The sequence below is a fragment of the Streptomyces sp. ADI95-17 genome (genome assembly GCF_003846175.1).
GTDB lineage: Bacteria > Actinomycetota > Actinomycetes > Streptomycetales > Streptomycetaceae > Streptomyces > Streptomyces sanglieri.
Window position 1 is genome coordinate 97,027 of sequence record NZ_ML123050.1, and the last position, 3,977, is coordinate 101,003.

Here is a 3,977-nt window from a genome sequence, read left to right on the forward strand (position 1 = left end):
TGGCCGTCGCAGCACTGGCTTCGAGGCCTCTCCGCGTCTGCTCCAGGTCGCGTCAGCCTGTGAGTGGCTACCCGAGCCAGACGATGTCGAGTACGGACAAGTGCCGCTGGTGGCGGTTGAGGAAGTAGATGACGCTGAGCTGACCGACCGAGGCGGCCCGTACGTCCTCACCTTCTGGATCGTTAGCGTTCCACTGCGGAAAACCCCAAGGAGAGCGGGCAGCGATGTCCAGAAGGTCGCGCAGCATCTCCTTGGCGTGATCGGGGAGGTCGCCGAGCGCCTTGGCTGCCTGCGGCGACAGCCTGACAGGCCACGGCTCGTTGCTCACTGACGGGGCCCGAGGACGTCCTCCACAGGTGAGGCCGTCTCCGAAGTCGCCGCGACGGCCGCCGAAGCCGGTGTCGCCGAGGTGCCGGCCGATGCCGAGATCTGGGTCCGGGTCCTTCACCTTCGACAAGCACCCCGTGCTTCTGCCGCCGACGCTGGCCCGCCTCATCGAGCAGCAGATCACCACAGGCCGGACGCACTCCGCTCTCGGGCCGTTTCCCCACGAGAACTCCCAGGACGGCGGCGACGGCATCGATGTGGGCGCGGCCTCCCAGGGCGACCAGCTGGGCCGCGTGGTGAAGGCCGAGGCGGTCGGCCTGGGCGCGCAGCTGGTCGTCGCAGCTCTGGTCGCACTCCTGGTCGCGCCGCACGGCCTCGCCGGGGGTGGAAGACCGGCGGAGCCGTGCAGCCGTTAGTGGCCGGCGTTCGGATCCTGCTTGAGGGCGTAGTCGTCGCCGAGGTTGCTGTTGATGATCCAGCCGTCGCGCACGCAGTCAGGGGCGCGCGTGGGATGTCGGCGAACCGGCCACGTCCACCGATGGCAAGGTGATCACCACATGCCGAGCCGGACTTCGGCATAGAACGCACCCTGGTAGCCGGTGTCTACCGGTGTGCGAGTGCCCTTGGGGCACGCCTTCCACGAGCCGAAGTAGCCGTTGTCCATGTTCACAGTGAGGTAGGCGCATGCCCCGTCTGCGTCGGTGTCCTCGACCCATCCCTTGACTCGGGTACGCGCACCGTCGAAGCACTCCTGGTAGTAGGCCTTTGCGCCGTCCAGGAAGATGGAGTCCGACGTGCAGTCGGCGGTTGGCGCCGCTGTGGCAGTAGATGCGACCGCGGGGAAGGCAGTCGCGCCGAGGGCGAGGGCCGTGCTGAGACCGGCGGTCGCCAGGAGTCGGCGAATGCGCATGGAGATGCTCCTCATTCGTGGTCGGTGGGTGGTGCCCGGTCCGGCGCGGTGCCCGCGTCAAGATGACGGGCGCCGCGCGCGGTGTGTGTCCAGATTGCTGCGGAGCCTGGGCGGTCGTCTTGTACAAAGGCGCACTCTCTACATGCGAGACGAATGGCACGCACTGGTACGGGGTCCCAGCAGGAGGTTGATACGTCCATGGAATCGAGGACCAAGGGCGAGTATGCGGAGCGTCGCGCTTCCGAGCGATTACGGGCTCAGGTGGTGATGTATCGAGGGCATCGCACTGCAGGGCGGGGACCGGTCAGGCTCACCCTTCCCGCGGCCACGGTGACATTGATTCTGGGCTGGGGAGATCCTTTGCATCTGTTCCACGAGGCCCGGAGCGCTCCGGCGGAGCGGACGGCGTGGCATGCGATGCTCGCCGGTCTGCGGACGTCGTCGGTGAGTGGGGGTTACACGGGCGTCGCGGAATCGGTCGAGGTGGAATTCACTCCGCTCGGCGCGTACCAGTGCCTGGGGCTGCCGTTGCACCACCTGACCAATACTCACCTGCACCCTGATGAGGTGCTGGGCGCTGGCTGGTCGGCCAGGCTTACCGAGCAGCTCATGGCGATGCCGGATTGGGAAAGCCGCTGGGCGGTCATTGACAACGCCTTGGCGCGGCGGATGGTGGACGCGCCACTGCCCTCGCCAGTCGTTGCCGAGGTGTGGAGCCGGCTGCGCGCTGGCCACGGACAGGTATCCGCCAAAGAATTGGCCGCTGCCACGGGCCGCGGCAGTCGGCGGCTCCAGGTGCTCCTCCGCGAGCAGATCGGACTGCCGTCGCGAACCGCCAGCCGGATACTGCGGTTTCAACGGGCGCTCACCTTACCGACTGGTGCCTGCAGGTCGCTGGCTGACCGGGCGGCTGTGTGTGGCTACTACGACCAGGCGCACATGAACCGCGACTTCCGCGACCTTGCCGGACTCACCCCGGCACAGCTATGCCTTCTCACCGACCGTGCCGTGTCCCGCAGGGCTCCTATTGAAGGACGGCTGGCCAATGTCTTCGATCATTGAAGCCGTCGTGGGCCCGTCGACGGTCCGGTGCGACTTTCCGCTGGGACCGCCACGGCATCCTCCGGTGACCACTCCCGGCGGGGCCGGTTCGCCGCCGGCGGGCTGCGTTCGGCACGCTACCCATGGGACGTTTCGGCCCGACCGAACCGTCCTGCACTGGAACGTCAGGCCCGGTCCGGCAGCAGTTCCGCGTTGAGTACAGCGATGCCCGCCTCGCCTCCTCGAACAGGGGGATACCGTCGTCCCACCGGGCCACCGCGGACCGCTCATCGACCGCTGCCAGCCGGCACGCTGCGCGAACAGCATCATCGCCCCCGAGCACCTGCCGATCTGGCGGGCCGAGCACGCCTCCCTGACCAGCCTGCACAACCTCCCGCCGCGCGAACCCGGAGCTGAAGAGACTGTCCCGGCTTTCCGGCATCCGCCTCTGACACCGCGAGGCGCGCTCGCCGCCCTCCGGCGCAACAGCCCCTTCCTCACAGAGGACCCTTCCCGGCCGTTTCGGCCCAACCCGTGAAGTCAGTCGCTCCAGTCGCTGCTTCCCCGAGCGGCGCGGCATGAAAGGCAGTCAGACTCTCCCCTGTGACTGAGATTCGAGAAGAACAGCAGGCCGCCGCGCTCCGCGTCGTGGCCGACGCCAGCGCCCGCCGGACCGAGCTGCTGACCGAGGCCGACCGCATCCTGGACGAGGAGATCAAACCGGCCGCGATCACTGCCGCCCGTGCGGGCGCGGAGCGCAACCGGATTCGCGAACTCGCGCGCGTGGGTCCCACCGTGCTCTACCGCTGGCTGACCGAGGCCGGGCTGCCCGTGCGCGCCAAGCGCCCGCCCGGGCGACCGGACGCCTGACCGGCGCGCCTCCAGGATTCGGATCACGGTCGCCGCGCTGATGTACGTGGCGCTTGGCGGGCCTTGCGTCGGATGTCGCGTGCCTTCTCCCTGACGGCCTCGCGCTCCCACTCGGTCTGGTCCTCCTTCTGACACAAAGGACAGATCAGGCGCAGGACACGCGAGCGCATCTGGTCGCGCCGGGCGTAGCCGAGCGGGATCGCCCAGCCGTGGGCGAGTCGGCGGACGGTCCAGCGGCGCATGCCGAGCAGGGACGCGAGGACGTCGGGGCGGATTTCGTAGTGGTCCAGGAGGAACTGGTCTGGGCCCGGGGGCCGTGGGGGTAGCGGGTGATCAGCATTTTCTGCTGGGCAGGGATGAGGAGACGCCAGTGCACGATGCCGCAGCGGGCCTTCTTAGCCTTGCGCCTGGCGGTGGCAGGGGTATGAGTCGTCATGCCAGCTGCGCGTGCCACGCACGGCGAGGCTCGTAGGCCGGGGTTCGTGTGGCAGCTGGACTCTAGTGACACATGAGAGCGTTGCGCCGACTCTCGCCAGCACGGCTTCAGGAGAGCGAGGTCGGGTACGGCCCGGAGCAGTTCCCACAAGGGGTGTGGGGCGCTACGGAATCTGCTTCGATTCAGTCTTCGTTGGCGGTGAAGTACGTCTGGTCGATGTCAGTCACGGTGAACCCGTTATCGAGCCTGACAGTCAGCAGACGCTTGATTGGTCCGGCTGCCCGGCTCTCTTCCACTGTGCCTGGCGTGCCCTCAGTTATCCAAAGTCGGGGTTGCCCACGCTCGCCTTGCGCAATCAAAATGCTCTGTGCCGCTTTGACACGGGTGCCCTCG

At 67.9% G+C, this 3,977-nt stretch carries 6 protein-coding genes; 3 read left to right on the forward strand and 3 right to left on the reverse strand.

Annotated features, from left to right (window positions below):
• Positions 1 to 67 precede the first annotated feature (67 nt).
• Positions 68 to 328, reverse strand: a complete 261-nt coding sequence (locus EES42_RS31140; protein WP_124721648.1) for a hypothetical protein — start codon at positions 326 to 328, stop codon at positions 68 to 70.
• 91 nt (positions 329 to 419) lie between these two features.
• Here EES42_RS31140 and EES42_RS31145 point away from each other — a divergent pair, with 91 nt between their 5' ends.
• Positions 420 to 743 (forward strand): hypothetical protein, encoded by a 324-nt coding sequence (locus EES42_RS31145; RefSeq protein ID WP_124721649.1) that lies wholly within the window; start codon positions 420 to 422, stop codon positions 741 to 743.
• A 134-nt stretch (positions 744 to 877) separates the two neighbouring features.
• Here the strand turns inward: EES42_RS31145 and EES42_RS31150 are convergent, their stop codons facing one another.
• Positions 878 to 1,237 (reverse strand): hypothetical protein, encoded by a 360-nt coding sequence (locus tag EES42_RS31150; protein WP_124721650.1) that lies wholly within the window; start codon positions 1,235 to 1,237, stop codon positions 878 to 880.
• A gap of 198 nt (positions 1,238 to 1,435) precedes the next feature.
• On the opposite strand from EES42_RS31150, the gene EES42_RS31155 reads away from it, so the two are divergent.
• The gene (locus EES42_RS31155; protein ID WP_164495394.1) at positions 1,436 to 2,299 is read left to right on the forward strand and encodes a helix-turn-helix domain-containing protein; all 864 of its coding nucleotides are present in this window, start codon (positions 1,436 to 1,438) and stop codon (positions 2,297 to 2,299) included.
• A 582-nt stretch (positions 2,300 to 2,881) separates the two neighbouring features.
• On the forward strand, positions 2,882 to 3,148 hold the full coding sequence (locus EES42_RS31160) for a hypothetical protein (RefSeq protein ID WP_124721652.1): 267 nt from the start codon (positions 2,882 to 2,884) through the stop codon (positions 3,146 to 3,148).
• 618 nt (positions 3,149 to 3,766) lie between these two features.
• On the opposite strand, the gene EES42_RS45665 is transcribed toward EES42_RS31160, so the two are convergent.
• Positions 3,767 to 3,977: hypothetical protein (locus EES42_RS45665; protein ID WP_206433664.1), on the reverse strand; the 211-nt coding region annotated here is incomplete at its 5' end.